Annotated in this window: 6 protein-coding genes; 2 read left to right on the plus strand and 4 right to left on the minus strand. The window is 70.6% G+C overall.

The genetic code is table 11. From position 1 onward, the window contains the following. Positions 1 to 2,195, minus strand: a 2,195-nt coding sequence (locus PV341_RS37545) for a DNRLRE domain-containing protein (RefSeq protein WP_500360155.1), incomplete at its 3' end; no start/stop codon positions are given. 294 nt (positions 2,196 to 2,489) lie between these two features. Here PV341_RS37545 and PV341_RS37550 point away from each other — a divergent pair. Continuing rightward, positions 2,490 to 9,548, plus strand: coding sequence for a ricin-type beta-trefoil lectin domain protein (locus PV341_RS37550; protein ID WP_500360156.1), 7,059 nt, complete (start codon positions 2,490 to 2,492; stop codon positions 9,546 to 9,548). 38 nt (positions 9,549 to 9,586) lie between these two features. Continuing rightward, on the plus strand, positions 9,587 to 10,489 hold the full coding sequence (locus PV341_RS37555; protein WP_500328618.1) for a hypothetical protein: 903 nt from the start codon (positions 9,587 to 9,589) through the stop codon (positions 10,487 to 10,489). Positions 10,490 to 11,025: 536 nt separating this feature from the next. On the opposite strand, the gene PV341_RS37560 is transcribed toward PV341_RS37555, so the two are convergent. The 3 genes from PV341_RS37560 to PV341_RS37570 all read right to left on the minus strand — a co-directional run. Then, the gene (locus tag PV341_RS37560; protein WP_500328697.1) at positions 11,026 to 12,294 is read right to left on the minus strand and encodes a coenzyme F420-0:L-glutamate ligase; all 1,269 of its coding nucleotides are present in this window, start codon (positions 12,292 to 12,294) and stop codon (positions 11,026 to 11,028) included. Between the two features lie 32 nt (positions 12,295 to 12,326). Next, the gene (gene cofD / locus PV341_RS37565; RefSeq protein WP_500328617.1) at positions 12,327 to 13,298 is read right to left on the minus strand and encodes a 2-phospho-L-lactate transferase; all 972 of its coding nucleotides are present in this window, start codon (positions 13,296 to 13,298) and stop codon (positions 12,327 to 12,329) included. Positions 13,299 to 13,323: 25 nt separating this feature from the next. Beyond that, positions 13,324 to 13,785: cysteine dioxygenase (locus PV341_RS37570; protein ID WP_500360158.1), on the minus strand; the 462-nt coding region annotated here is incomplete at its 5' end.

Below are 13,785 nucleotides of genomic sequence, written 5' to 3' on the forward strand. Positions count from 1 at the left end.
GGGGTGGGCCGGGCGCTGTCGAAGACGAACCGGCACGGTGTCGAGGTGGGGGTGTAGGCCGAGGTGGTGCCCTGCTTGTCCAGCGACTTGGCCCGCCAGGAGTAGGTGGTGCCGTTCTTCAGGCCACTGGTCGAGAAGGGATCGGTGTGCACCCGCGCCGACGAGGTCTGGCTGCCGGCCGAGACCTTGGCCTTGCTGCCCAGCAGGTTGCCGGAGCCGCCGGTCGGCCAGAGCTCGAAGGTGACGGACGCCAGGTTGCCGTCCTTGTCGCTGCTGCTCGCCCAGAAGGTGATCGACGAGGCACCGACGTTGATGTAAGGGGACGTGGTGTCGCAGGAGAGCTCGGGGTCGAGGTCCAGGCGTGAGGGCGCGGCCGGCGGGCGGTTGTAGACGAGCTCGACGTACGGGGAGAAGTCGCCGTCGGCCTGGAACTTCTTCCAGGAGTAGGCGGATCCCTCGTCACCCGCACGCAGGCCGATGGTGAGCGTGCTCCAGCCGCCGGCGACGGCCTTCTGGGCGGCGGGCTTGACGTCGAAGGCCTCCCAGTCGTCCGGGCAGGAGGACCGGTAGCCGTGCGAGAAGCTCCTGTTGCCCAGCTTGTTGCCGCTGGTCATCGACGGCGCGTTCTTCCACGTCGTCTTGTTGCTGATCGGACCGGTCAGGTACACGTTCATCGTCCGTGCGCTGCACGACCACGCGTAGGTCTCCAGCAGCCTCAGCTTGGCGCTGATGACGGTGGCGCCCTTCAGGTCCGGGTTCCAGTCGATGCTGAAGAACGAACGCGAGGTGCCCCAGGTGTCGGACTCGAAGCCGACCCGGGCCTCGTGGGTGCCCTTGTTGAAGTTGCGGCCGTTGTAGAAGTTCGCGTTGGGGTGCCGGCTGTACGCGGTCGTCCAGTCGTTGGTGTGCTTGCTGACGGACGGGTCCACGAAGACCGGGTAGACGGTGTCCGGATCGGCGAGGAACTCCTGGTCCGGGGTGAGCGTCCACGTCGTCCCGTTCAGGTCCGTCCCGACGAGCGTGCCGTGGGAATCGGGCTGCGGGCCGGAGAGTGACGGCAGGTCCAGCGTCGCCGCCCCACCGCTGTGCGTCGGCTCCGGCAGGGCCTCGGGCGGGACTGTGGGGTCCGGCCCCGCACCCTCGGTGGCCGAGGGATCCGCCGCCTCGTCGGTTGCGTCCGGCAGCACCTCGTGGAAGGTGTCGCCGTTGTCGTCGTCGGCGACGCTGTCGCTCGGCTCGGGAGAGGCATCGGACGGCGACTCCGTGTCGTCCGGTGCCCCCGTCCCGTCGGACGAGAGGCTCTCTGCCGCGGTGGGTGCGGCGGTGCTGCCCGCCTGCCCGTCGGTGAGCGCCGGGGTGCCCGCGCTGTCCCACATCAGCGGGGTGGGGGAGAGCGCCACCTCCTCACCGGCGGGGTCGTCGGCGCTGACGATGCCCGTCACCGGGTCGAGCGCGAAGCTCAGGTCCGGCGAGGACAGGCCGTACGACAGCTGCGCCACCCGCGGGTCGGCGGCGGCCTGCCGGTTCTTCACCACGAGCACCTGCCCGAAGCCCCCGTCCTCCGCGGTCAGCACCAGGTCGGCCCCGGGGAGGATCTCCGGATACAGCGCCCGCGAGCCGTCGATGATGGGGGTGGGGACGGCATCCGGCCAGGTCAGGACAATCTGGTGGCCGCCGGTGTCCAGGGTCACCAGAGCGTTCCCGGCGGGCGGCTGCCCGACCGCGGGAGCCAGGAGCGGCACCCGGCGGACACCGGCGCTGCCCCGGTCCGAGCGCTTGCCGGGCTTGCGAGCCCCGGCCGAGAACGTCATCCGCACGTTCGTCGCCCGGGGGGCCCAGCCGTCGCGGGTGCGGGCCAGCGTGGTGTCGATGGGCCGCCAGTGACCGTCCACCTCGGCCCGGACCGGGGTCGCGTGGACGCGCCGGCGCATGGTCCCGTCGGGCAGCGCCCAGGTGGTCTCGTAAGCGGTGCGCAACCCCGTCGCCTCGACCGGCTTCCCGGTCCGCGCGGCCCGGCCCACCGCGGCCGCCTCGCTCAGCGGTGCCGCGGCAGCGGGCCGGTGCGCACCGGCGTCGCCGTGCTCGTTCCCGGCGCCGCTCAGTCCCGCGTACGTCAGGCCGCAGGCCGCGACGGCGGTCACGACGGCCGCCGCGACGGCCCGACGGCCGGGTACGCGGCCCCACTTGCTCGTCATGGGCGAGTTTCCCTTCCCCCCGTGGACAACGGGTCCAGATGATGTCCGAAGGAGGGGCCGCCGTCACGCGTGGGTCGCGGCCCCGGGCCCGGTGAAGGGGGCCCGACGGGGCGTACGGTCCTGCTTTGGTGGCGCTTGACCGGTACATGACGTGATCATTGCCACACGCTCACGGATAGCCCTGGCTTTCCTCACAGCCAACGCACAAAATCAGCACGATCTTTGACGTGGCTTCACCTGTGCTCTGTCCAGGCGTCGCCTTGTTTGTCGGGTTGACCCGGGGGGAATTCCGTCGTGCCCTTCTTCCTGTCCGCGCGCCGTCGGCGTCGCCGCTCCGCCCTGCTCTCGGGCACGGTGTTCGCGCTGTCGCTGGCGTTGTTGCCCACACAGGCCTACGCCTCGCCGCCCGATCCGAGCAGCGCGGAGGTGCCCCGCGAGGACGTGGCGCTGCTGCCGCTGTCCGAGGAACGGCTCGTCGGCGGCACGACACGGAACGCGGCGCTGGACAGCATCGCCGTCGAGGCCCCGGCCGACCAGACCGAGGCCCCGGCCGGCACCACGACGCCCGCCACGTCCGGGAGTGCCCCGGTCTCCTTCGGCGGAACCCCCCAGCAGCCCACGGCGCTACGCACGGGCGTGGGTACGAGCGCAGCCACGGCCACCCCCGCCGGGTTGGAGCCCGCGGGCGATCTGCCGGTCAAGCTCGGCCAGGCCCCCGACGCCCCGGCCCCGACCGGCACCTGGCAGGTCGCCGTCTCCGACCGCACCGCCCCCGCCTCCGACGGCGTCGACGGCGCCGTGGTCACCGTGACCGCGCCCACCACCGGGTCGGTGCCCGTCTCCGTCCAGCTCAGCTACAAGACGTACGAGAACATGTACGGCGCCGACTGGGCCTCCCGCCTGCAGTTCGTCCAGTTCCCCGAGTGCTACCTGACCACCCCCGAGGTGGAGGAGTGCCGGCAGTACACGGAGCTGGAGACGGCCAACGACCCCGACGCGAAGACCGTCACGGCCACGGTGGACACCGCCGCGGACGGCACGACAGCCCCCGCCTCCGCCTCCGTGCAGGCCCACTCCTCCTCCGGCATCCTCCAGGCCTCCTACGTCCGGCCGATCGCCGCCACCGGGGACAGGGCCGTCATCGGCGCCGTCGACTCCGGCGGCGGCCCGGGTGGTTCGTTCAAGGCGACACCGCTGGCCTCCGACGGCAAGTGGGCGGCGGGTGGGTCCTCCGGCGCCTTCTCCTGGTCGTACCCCTTGGATGTGCCACCTGCCCCCGCGGGGCCGAAGCCGGTCATCTCGTTCGAGTACAACTCACAGTCCGTGGACGGCAGGACGGCCGTCTCCTCCGCGCAGGCTTCGTGGGTCGGCGAGGGCTGGAACTACGACCCGGGGCACATCGAGCGCCGCTACCGCACGTGCAAGGACGACCGCGACCGCCTCGACAAGGACGATCCGTCGACGGCGCCCAACAACACGGCCAAGAAGGACAAGACCTCGGACCTGTGCTGGGTCTCCTACAACGCCGTCATGTCCCTGGGCGGCAGGACGGTCGAGCTCGTCCGCGTCGGCAGCACGGACGTCTACCGCCCGCAGCAGGACGACGGCACCCGCGTCGAGCGGAAGACCGGCGGTGACAACGGCGACAACGACGGCGAGTACTGGGTCGTCACCACCACCGACGGGACCACGTACTACTACGGTCTGAATAAGGTCGGCGGCGGCCATGCCGACACCGACTCCGTCTTCACCGTCCCCGTCTTCGGCAACCACCCCGGCGAGCCCTGCCACAAGGACGCCTTCGCCGATTCACGCTGCACCGACGACAACGGTGGCAAGCTCCAGCAGGCCTGGCACTGGGGCCTGGACAAGGTCGTCGACGTCCACGGCAACGCCATGGTCGTCACGTGGCACAAGTCGACGAACTACTACGCGGTGAACAAGAAGTTCAAGACGCCCGAGAAGTACGTCCGTGGCGGCTACCCGGAGACCATCGAGTACGGTCTGCGCGCCGGCGCCCTCACCTCGCCGTCCGCCAGGGTCGTCTTCGACGCGGTGCAGCGCTGCGTGGAGACCGACGGATCCTGCGCGGCGGACAAGTTCGACGACACCAAGAACCCGGCCTCCTACCGGCCGTGGTGGGACAGCCCCGGCAATCTCAACTGCAAGTCCGACTCCAAGCTGTGCCCGGCCTTCCCGTCCTTCTGGATCCGGATGCGCCTCGGTACCGTGACCACCTACGCCGCCCGCCCCGGAGTCGCCGGGCTCGGCAAGGTGGACGAGTACACGCTCCACCACTCCTTCCCGCGCGACTGGTACAACACGTCGCCCGGCCTCTGGCTCAACTCCGTCACGCGCCGCGGCTTCGCCCCCGGCGACGGCACCGGCACCCTGCTGACCTCGGCAGGCGTGAGTTTCGGCCCCTACGTGGTGTCCCAGGACGACCCGCTCGGCAGCTACCTGAAGGATCAGCAACTCCCCAACCTCGTCCCCAGGTCCAGGAACGATCCGCGCCCCGGATTCACCCGCCCGCGGATCGGCACGGTGTCGACCGAGCACGGCGGCGACATCGAGGTCGTCTACCAGGGCGGCTGCAGAACCGAGCCGTCGGTGGCTCCCGAGGGCAACCGCGGAACCTGCTACCCGGTGCGCTGGTCCCCGGACGGCGACGTGGACAAGCCCGCGCTCGCCTGGTTCAACAAGTACGTGGTCGCCTCGGTCACCGAGACCGACAAGGTGACCGGGGTCTCCGACCGCGTGACCACCCGCTACACCTACTCCGACGCCGCCTGGGGCATGGACGACGACGAGTTCTCCAAGCCGTCCCTGCGCACCTACAGCGTGTGGCGGGGCTTCCAGCGGGTGGCCACGGTCAAGGGCGCCAAGAACAGCGCGACCGTGGGTGTCCCGCAGACGCAGTCGTACTCGGTCAACAGGTACTTCAGGGGCGCGGGCGGTGCCGTCAAGGATTCCACCGGTGCCGTCACGCTCGTCGGCGACGACCGGACCCAGTACGCCGGCATGGTGGCGGAGACCATCACCTACGACGGCGGAGGCGGCCGCGTCGTCAGGCGCACCGTCAACTTCCCGTGGTCGCAGGAGACCGCCTCACGCACTCGCGGCGGGGGGTTGGACCCTCTGACGGCCTACCGCTCGGGCATCAGGCGTACGGACGACATACAGACGGTCGACTCCAGCTGGCAGGCCGTCCGCACCGAGACGACGGTCGAGCCCGACCACGGGCTCCCCGTCCAGGTGGAGACCGCGGTCGTCAAACCCGACGGCACCGGGGAGAAACTCAGTGACCACTCCTGCGCCAAGGCCGCATACGTCAACAACGAGGCCGCCAACCTCATCGGTCTGACCAAGCAGGTCCGCAAGACGGCCACCTCCTGCGCGGACTACGACTCCGCGGATCCGGCGACCCAGCTCCTGACCGCCACGCGAACCAGCTACGACGACGGCGCCTGGGGCGACACCCCTGTCCGGGGCCTGGCCACCAGTGTCGCCACGACCAACGGTGCCGGTACCGCGTACTCGGTGGTCACCGGCACGACCTACGACCCGCTGGGCCGGGTCCGCAAGGTGACCGACGCCCGCAAGAAGCCCACGGAGACCCAGTACACCCCGGGTGACACGGGTGGCCCGGTCACCTCGATCAAGACCATCAACGCCGCGGGGCACGCCACCGTCACCACGATGGACCCCGGCCGCGGGCTCCCGCTCACCGTGACGGATCCCAACGGTCGCGTGACCCGCAGCGAGTACGACGGCCTCGGCCGCCTGGTCAAGGGCTGGTCGCCCGCGCGTTCCTCGGGGAACCAGACCCCGGACGTGGTGATCGGGTACCAGATGGCGACCGCCACCTCGACCGTGACCAAGCCGACCGCGGTGACCGTCCAGAGCATCAAGGACGACGGTACCTACGCCCGGCAGGTCACGATCTACGACGGCCTCATGCGGCCGGTCCAGACCCAGAACGAGGCCCATGGCCCCGGTCGCGTCATCGCCGACACCCGCTACGACGACCACGGCCTCGTCCGTGAGCAGACCGGCTCCTACCTGGCCAAGGGAGAGCCCGAGGCGGCGCAGTTCAAGCGGCAGAGCGACAGCGTCGTGCCCAGTCTGACGCGCACCGTCTACGACGGCCTGGAACGTCCGGTCAAGGCGACCACCGTCCGTCTGGGCCAGGCGGTGTATTCCAACCCGACCACCTACGGGGACGACTGGACGCTCAGCCGTCCGCCCGGTGGCGGCGCCCCGGCGGTCAAGAGCACGACGGACGCTCTCGGGCGTGTCACCCGCATCCAGCACTACACCAATGTCGACCTCAGCGACTGGCGCAGCACCTGGTACTCCTATGACGCCCGGGGCAACCGCACCCAGGTCAAGGACCACGCCGGCAACCTGTGGACGTTCACGTACGATGCGCGAGGCCGCCTTGCCGCCTCCACCGACCCGGACACCGGCGAGACCCGGTTCGGTTACGACGAGCTGGACCGGCAGACCAGCCTGACCGACTCCAAGCTGAAGACGGTCTACACCTCGTACGACGACATCGGCCGCGTGACCGCAGTACGGGAGGGCTCGGAGACCGCCGCGCCGGCCAAGGAGTTCACCTATGACCCGGACGGTGCGCTGGGCCAGCTGGCCTCCTCAGTGCGTCACGACGCCACCGGTGACTACGTCAACCGCATCACGGCCTACGACGTGGGTTACCGGCCGACGGCGCGCGAGGTCGTCATCCCGGCCCACGCCGACACGGCGGGTGTCTCCGGCACCTACCGGTACAGCTACACCTACACCCCCACCGGCAAGCCGCTGACCACCACGATGCCCGCGATCGGGGGGCTCGCCGAGGAGAAGGTCGTCACCCGGTACGACAGCGACGGACTGGCCGAATCCACCTCCGGGCTCAGCTGGTACACCACGGACGTCACCTACTCCCCGTACGGCGAGCCACTGCGCACGGTCAGCGGACCGCAGCCCTACCGGGTATGGACCACCAACTTCGTCGACGAACCCACAGGACGCCTGCAGCGCACGGTGTGGGACCGGGAGACGGCCAACTCGCACCGGATCGCGGATACGTACTACTCGTACGACCGCGCGGGCAACCTCACCTCCAGCGCGCGGAAGCAGACGGACGCGTCCGGCTCCGCATGGGACAACCAGTGCTTCACCTACGACTACTACGGTGAACTCGTCCAGGCCTGGACCTCGAACATCGTGCCCGGTACGGCCGGTACCGGCTGCAAGTCCGTCTCCGGCACCGCATGGGGATACCGGCAGGACGGGCAGACCTCGGCAGGCCCCATCGCCGAAGCGCCCGACTCGGCGACCGATGCCGCTTCCCCGGACGGCGACCTGGCGGCCTCGCTCGGCGCGGCCGCGCCCGCGTCGGGGACCGTCGCCACGGACGCCACGTCCTACTGGCAGTCCTTCACGTACGACGTGGTGGGCAACCGTGCGTCGCTGACCGAGCACAGCGCCGCCAATCCCGCGCAGGACGTGAAGAGCACCTACGCGTACGGCAAGACGGTCACCGGCAACGGCACCAGCGCTCCCTCGCTGACCCAGCCGCACACGCTCACGGGCGTCACCCCGTCGGTGGGTGCCGCGTCGAGCTACACCTTCGACGCCGAAGGAAACAACGAGACCAGGTCGCTGCCCGGTGGCTCCCAGACGCTCAAGTGGAACGCCGAGAACAAGGTGAGCGAGGTCGCGGGCTTCGCGGAGGGCGCCGGGCCGATCGTGGGGATGTCCGGCAAGTGCCTGGACAACGCGGGTGGCTCCACGGCCGACGGCAACCCCGTCCAGCTCTACACGTGCAACAACACCATCGCGCAGCAGTGGAGGCTGACCGGCGACACCCTGCGGGTACAGGGCAAGTGCGCGAGCGTCAACGGCACGGCCAACGGGACGAAGGTGCTGCTCGCCACCTGCAACGGGGGCGAATCCCAGAAGTTCGTCGTCCGCCCCTCGGACAAGAGCCTCTACAACCCGGTGTCCGGCAAGTGCGTCGACGTCCCCGGCTCGAATGACGCCGACAGCACCGACCTGCAGCTCTACACCTGCAACACGTCCGCCGCCCAGCAGTGGACGCCCGCCGACCGTGTCACCTACGTCTACGACGCCGAGGGCACCCGCGTCCTGGAGCACACCGCGGCCGGCAACACCCTCCACCTCGGCGAGACCGACCTCGAGACGGACGTCAACGGCAAGCCCATCCGGGCCACCCGCTCCTACAGCCACCCCGGAGCCCCCACGGTCGTCCGGGTCGCCGGCAAGGGCAGCGCGACGGGCCACAAGCTCAGCGTCCTGCTGAGCGACCCCCTGGGGACGGCTACGGCCTCCGTCGACGAGGCCTCGGGTCAGACCGTCACCAAACGCTCCTTCAAGCCCTTCGGTGAGATCCGCGGGACAAAGCCAAGCACCTGGCCCAACACGCACAGTTACCTCGGTTCGGGGCTCGACGACACCACGACCGCGCTCACCCACCTCGGGGCGCGCGAATACGACCAGTCCACGGGCCGGTTCCTCTCCGCCGACCCGGTGCTGGACATGGGCGACCCCCTCCAGATGAACGGGTACGCCTACAGCCACAACAACCCGACCACGCACAGCGATCCCTCGGGCCTGTACGACCCGGACCTCATGGAGTGGAAGCGCCAGGAGGAGCGGAAGAAGCAGGCGGAGTTCAGCTGGCGCAAGATGTGGACCGACCGTCACGACACGGCGGTCATGCTCAGGGCGGTGGCGCTCCGGGTCTGGGACTGGCTGCACAACAAGGGCCAGGGCAGGGTCACCACGAGCAGGACCGACAACTACATCAAGGGCGGTTCCTACAAGAACCCCAAGAAGGAGCCCGGTTACGCCGACCTGATCTACTGGACCGACAAGACCGTCTACGTCTGGGAGATCAAGCACAAGGGCGGCGATGCGGAGGCGCAGGGGCCCGGGCAGCTCGCCAATTACATCAGGCAACTGACCAAGCAGCTCCGCGCCAAGGGCGACACGCGGGACGTCGTCACCGGCTTCAAGTTCCCCGTGTCGCAGACCGGCACAAACCAGGGGAACGTCAAGGAACTGATCACGGTTTCTTCCTCGACGACGGACGCCGGTATCGAGGTGTACACCCACCAGAAGGCGAAGGACCCGAAGGACGACTGGAAACCGATACCCCATCCGGTGCCCGAAAAGGTGAATGAGCCCTCTTACAAGAGGGCCTGGCACGGATTCCAGGACTGGTGGCACGAAAACATCGAGAACCATGACTGGTCGCAAAATCCGCTTACTCCGGAATCCGGTGGCGGCCCGATCTTCGTCCCGCCCCTGGCGCCCGTGTTCTGAGCCTGTGATATATTCCGCGCATGGCTGAGGGATTTCGAGTGAATTCCAGTATCCGGGCGGAACTCGACTTCGCGCTCCCGGAGGGCGGCACCGCCCTCCGGGAGCTGGTCGAGCCTTGGTTCGCCGACGCGGTCCGGGAGTTGGCCGGAAGCGCCATGGATCCGTTCGCCGGTGCGCTGGACCTGACGGGCCGGGAATCCGCGCTCACGACGGCGGGCGCCCCCTACGGCCGCCCCGGAGAATTGTGGGGATCGCTCTGGATCGCGCGAGTTCTGAAAAGCGGCCGCAAGCGTTCCGGACGGGTCTTTTCCCCGAAGAATTGGGAGAAATTCCTGCGGGATGTGGAGTCCGTGCCGCTCGAGGCGGAGCTGAGACTGGCCGTCCTCGGTCCTGACGGCTATCCGGGCAGCACCTGGATCACCATCGGCGCCAGGCGGGACTACGAGGCACCCGAGTGGGTGGCCCTGACGGTGGACAGGTCGAGCGAGGAATTCGAGAAGGCCCAGTCCGCCTGGCACGACCTCATCATCCGGCACGCTGATTCCGGAAGGGGTACGGCGCTTTTCGGCTGCATCGCCGACGACATGGACAGCACCACCGGCCGGAGCTCCCTGGAAGCGGCACTCGGCCTCTTCCAGGACGAGACGTTCCCCGTCCTCGACCGGAATGTGCGGGGCTATTCGTGGATCACCGTGTGCTCGCCCGGTGTCGCGGAGCTGCTCGGCGGCGCGGAAGCAGTCCGTAGGGACGGAACCTTCGCGCAGGTTCGTCGGATGGCCGGAGGGTCACTGTTCCTCAAAGCCACCGAGGACGTCCGTGAGTACGGGGACGACAGGGTCCTGGCCGTGTTCGAGTCCCTGCGCGCCGTACTCCCCGCAGGGACGCCCTCCTCGTTCATCTCGGACAGGAAAGTCCGTCTCGTCTTCCGCGACGCACGGTGAGGCGGACGATCGCCCTCGCAGGGGCCGCGATGCTGCTGGGGTCCCTCATGGGGTGCGGTACGCGACAGGCCGGCGACCCGGGGGCCGGTACGAGCGCGCCCCGGCCGGCCGACGCGAACAGTGTCGCCGCCGACGTGAGTGGTGCGGCGGAATCCGCTGGACTCAAGGCCGCGGCCTCGGCGTCGCCCGAGGACCACGGCTGTGTCGTCGGTCTCATGGCGCAACCGATCGGGAAGGAGCCCGCCCGGACGATCGATGCGGCACTCGACCGGCTCCACGAGAACGGGTGGAGCGGTGAGGAGCGATCGCATCCGGGGGGCATCCCTCAGGTTCGCCTGACGCGCCAGGGCTGGACACTCCTGATCCGGGACTACTCGCAACCCTCCGACGCGGTACGCGACATCACGGGTCTTGTCGCTCTCAAGGCCACCAGGGACGACTGTGGGGCCACTTCGGAGCCGCACCGGTCACCGCGTTCGCCACGGTGACCGGCCCCGGCCCGCGGCCCGGGAGGCGTGTGCGGCCCGAACGGCCCGTCACCGCACCGCGATGAACGCCTCCGCGCTCCGTCCCGGCCGCTCCTTCGGCGGCGCCGCGGGGCGGCCGACGGCGACGGCTCCCATCGGGTCCCAGTCCCCCGGCAGGTCCAGCACCTCGCGCACCACGTCGCGGCAGAACATCGTGGAGGACACCCACGCCGACCCCAACTGCTCGCCGGCCAGCGCCACCAGGAAGTTCTCCACGGCCGCGCCCATGGCGACCACGAACATCTCGCGCTCCGCCGCCGACCGTCGCGGGTCCGGGTAGTCGTGCGCCCCGTCCGCGACCAGGCAGGGCACCACCAGGTACGGCGCCTTGCGCAGGACGTCGCCGCGGCGCACCCGCTTGGCGATGGACTCCTCGCTGCGGCCGTCGCGGCGCAGGTCCGCGATCCACGCGTCGCGCATGGCGTCCAGCAGCCGGACCCGTGCCGGTTCCGACTCCAGCAGCACGAAGCGCCACGGCGTCGTGTGGTGCGGTGCCGGAGCGGTGACCGCGAGGGCGACGGCGCGCCGTACGGCCGCCCCGTCGACGGGCTCGTCGGTGAACTCGCGGATCGTGCGCCGCAGGGAGACCGCCTCGCGGACGGCCTCCGAAGTGCCCAGCCGGAACATGTCGTTGGCGGCGACCCGGACGAGGGCGCGGCCGCCCTCGCCGTCCTCCTCCGAGGGCAGCACCAGGCGGTCCAGACCCCGTACGAGGGCGACGGGCGCCCCGGTGGACTTGCCCTTCACCAGGTCACCGGCCGCGGCGAGCTCGTCGGCCAGGGCCGTGACCGTGACCGCCAGTTCGTTGCCGTGGGAGTCGGTGGCGCCCCGCAGGTCGTCCAGCACGCGCAGCCCGGCCGCGCCGATCGCCACGTCGGTCAGGCCCTCGCGCCAGGGCCGCCCGAAGGTGTCGGTGACGACCACGCCGACGTTGACGCCGAGCGCGTCCCGCAGCCCCGCCCGGATGGCGCGGGCGGAGGCGTCCGGGTCATCGGGCAGCAGCAGCACGGTGCCGGGGGCCGTGTTGGAGGCGTCCACGCCGGCCGCGGCCATGACGAAGCCGTGCCGGGTCTCCACGATCCGGGTCGGCCCGCGCCGTGCGACGAGCCGCACCGTCTCGGCGTCGATCGCGGCCTCGCGGTCGGTGGCGCGCACCACGCGCCCCTCCGCCTTGCTGACGATCTTCGAGGTGACGACGAGGACGTCGCCGTCGGCCAGTTCCGGCGTGCTCGCCGCGATGAGCTTGGCCAGGTCGGCGCCGGGCTCGACCTCGGGCATGCCCGTGACGGCCCACACGCGGTAGGAGGCGATCACGCCCGCACCTCCCCGGCCAGCGTCAGCGCCTCGCGGGCCATCGCGGCCGTCGCGTCCAGGTCCGTCATCATCAGCGGGACGGCCCGGCACCGGATGCCGGCGGCCTCGACCTCGTCCACCGCCCCGGCGTCGACGGTGTCGACCAGCCAGCCGTCCAGGAGGCCGGAGCCGTAGTGCGCGGCGACCGCCGCCGCCGTGGACTCCACGCCGACCGCCGCCAGCACCTTGTCCGCCATGCCCCGCACCGGCGCGTTCCCGACGATGGGGGAGAGGCCCACCACCGGTACGCCCGCCTCGGCGATGGCCTCGCGGATGCCGGGGACGGCCAGGATCGTCCCGACCGACACCACGGGGTTGGACGGCGGGAAGAGGATGACGTCCGCCTCGCCGATCGCCTCCAGCACGCCGGGCGCGGGCTTGGCGCCCTCCGCGCCGACCGGCAGCACCGCGTACGCCGGGACGGAGGCCCGCAGCCGCACCCAGTACTCCTGGAAGTGGACCGCCTTGCGCCCGCCACCGGGGCCCGCGTCCGGGTCGTCGACGACGACGTGCGTCTCGATCCGGTCGTCGGTCATCGGGATCAGCCGCACTCCCGGCTTCCAGCGAGCGCACAGCGCCTCGGTGACCGCGCTGAGCGGATAGCCCGCGCCGATCATCTGGGTGCGCACGATGTGGGTCGCGAAGTCGCGGTCGCCGAGGCCGAACCACTCGGGCCCGACGCCGTAGGCGGCCAGTTCCTCCTTGACCGTGAACGTCTCGTCGGCGCGGCCCCAGCCCTGTGCCTCGTGGATCCCGCCACCGAGGGTGTACATGACGGTGTCGAGGTCGGGGCAGACCTTGAGGCCGAACAGGTGGATGTCGTCGCCGGTGTTGCCGATGACGGTGATGTCCGCCTCCGGCGCCGCCGCCTTCAGGCCGCGCAGGAAACGGGCTCCCCCGATGCCGCCGGCCAGTACCACGATTCGCATGCGGACAGTCTGTCAGCCCGCCGCGTCAGCTTGCGAACGTCCCCTCGGTCGCGGGCTCCCCGGAGGTGCAGGCGTACGGGGTCATCTCCGTGAGGCCCGGGAAGTAGACGTGCAGGCTGACCGCGCCGTCCAGCGAGTCGTTGACCACCTCGTGGACGTAGCCGGGGGCGAACACCCGCTGATGCCCCGGCAGGAGTGAACGGCGGGTCCCGCCGTTGCCGCCGAGGGCGTGCTCGGTCAGTTCGCCCTCGAGGACGGTCAGCACGCCCGAGGAGCGGCCGTGGTCGTGCAGCCCGCTGCCCTGCCCCGGCACCCAGCTGAGCAGCCAGACCTCGTAGCCGGGTCCGGTCTCCAGGCGGTCGTACCAGCGCGTGGTGGCGTCGTAGCGGACGCGCGGCGCCCAGCGGCCGCGGTCGGCCGCGATCCTGCGGGCCAGCCCGGCGAATTCCGCGACGGTGGCGGGGTGGCCCGCAGGATCGCGGCCGAC

Source organism: Streptomyces sp. PA03-1a (assembly GCF_033792805.1).
Lineage (GTDB): Bacteria > Actinomycetota > Actinomycetes > Streptomycetales > Streptomycetaceae > Actinacidiphila.